This is a genomic window from Psychrilyobacter sp., from assembly GCF_049671765.1.
Taxonomy (GTDB): Bacteria; Fusobacteriota; Fusobacteriia; order Fusobacteriales; family Fusobacteriaceae; genus Psychrilyobacter.
Window position 1 is genome coordinate 1 of the sequence record NZ_JBATVM010000289.1, and the last position, 1,540, is coordinate 1,540.

Annotated in this window: 2 protein-coding genes and 1 pseudogene; all 3 read left to right on the plus strand. The window is 28.2% G+C overall.

The features are described 5' to 3' along the window. The first annotated feature begins 223 nt into the window (after nt 1–223). Complete coding sequence (gene hpf / locus WBG30_RS13650) at nt 224–541, plus strand: ribosome hibernation-promoting factor, HPF/YfiA family (protein WP_424505209.1); 318 nt, start codon at nt 224–226, stop codon at nt 539–541. Between the two features lie 123 nt (nt 542–664). Beyond that, the gene (locus WBG30_RS13655; protein ID WP_424505210.1) at nt 665–832 is read left to right on the plus strand and encodes a hypothetical protein; all 168 of its coding nucleotides are present in this window, start codon (nt 665–667) and stop codon (nt 830–832) included. Between the two features lie 15 nt (nt 833–847). Next, nucleotides 848–1,060, plus strand: a pseudogene (locus WBG30_RS13660) (alanine:cation symporter family protein); the annotation flags it as partial. Nucleotides 1,061–1,540 lie beyond the last annotated feature (480 nt).

Genomic DNA, 1,540 nt, shown 5'->3' on the forward strand with positions numbered 1-1,540 from the left:
GGAATAGATTCTATAGCTAGTCACTGTGGTAACTGTAACTGTGGAAAATAATTAAATAGAAAGACTTAGAGGAGGAGAAATCTTCCTCTTTTTTATATTTATTTTTATGTTTAGACCACTCTTCCTGGTGAGTCTTTATTTGCTCTAACTATTGATTATATTGAAATAATATTATATATTTGTATTACTAGCATGAGGACAAACTAATAAGGATGTGATTTTTATGAGAACTACAATAAGAGGAAGACACTTAGAGGTAACAGAGGGAATCAGAAATTATGCAGAGAAGAGATTTGGTAAGTTAGAAACATATTTTAACAACATAGATGAAACTGAAGTTGTGTTGAGATATGAAGATAAAAAAGTATATGGTGTAGAAGTTATTGTAAGTACAAAGGGAAATAAATATATTGCTAAAACTAAAGGTGGAGAATTATACACCGAGATAGATAAAGCTAAAGAAAAAATAAAAGGGGTTTTAACTAAAGAAAAGAAGAAAATTTTAGATAGTAAGAGAGAAGATAAAATAGAAGTTGAATAGATGAGATTAATCTCCTAATTATCAGGTATATAAATACCGATAATTAGGAGAATTTTTTTAGTGAAACTCGAGGTGCAGTCCTTGGGCTTTTTTATACTGTGTTTAACTATAATAAGGGGAGAAATGAAGGGATTACATCTTTTCAAGCTTTTTGTATCAGTACAGCTTCTAGGTAGGAGCAGGGTCTATTTTTGGATGTGGGTAATGGCTATAATTGGATCAGCTTCAGCATTTGTAATGATGTTAGCTGATATAGATAAAACAAATTTAATAGGTATGAAGTTTTTATAAGAATCATTTAGATGCCATGTAGGAGATTGGGGTGTTATATTTATAGCAGTTATATTGTTTTTATTTTCTTTTAGTACAGTATTAGGGATCATGTTCTATGCAAAAAATAACATAATTTTTTTATCAGAAAGAGAGATCTTTCAAAACGTGTTTAAAATTTTGGTGTTGGTTATGTTATTTCAGGGTGGGGTTCGTCAAACTCTAAATAAAACTAAAATTATAACATAAAAACATTTAAACTTTTTTTAAATTTACTACGTCTGATAGTTATAAGCAAATGAAAATATAAATATTTTTTTCATTTCTTTCTTTCCTTAAAATTAAAATATATAAATAAAAACCTCCTAACTGTGTGACTATTACAGGTAGGAGGTTTTTATTTGTAAGTTACTCCTAATTTCTTCTTTTTTTTAATAATTTTTCGGATAACGTTGGTGTTATTGGCGTTGAAATAAAATTCGATGTGTAAAAATAAATTTTTCATCAATAACATATTTGTTTTCTGCGTTGTAAGCTAGTAAAATCAATCATAAATTGGATATGTTTGTTTTTTTAGTCCGATTTCAGAAAAACATTAAAAAAAAATACAATAAAAAAACAAAAAAAGTGTTGACGAAAACTTGTAAACACGGTATACTTCTTCTTGTCCGCAAGGGAAAGCGAAAGTGACCTTAAGCGAGACAACCAATAGGACATTAGCAATTAAAT

Coding starts and splice junctions, on each gene's coding strand:
- hpf (WP_424505209.1), top strand. CDS start 224: ATGAGAACTACAATAAGAGGAAGACACTTAGAGGTAACAGAGGGAATC.
- WBG30_RS13655 (WP_424505210.1), top strand. CDS start 665: ATGAAGGGATTACATCTTTTCAAGCTTTTTGTATCAGTACAGCTTCTA.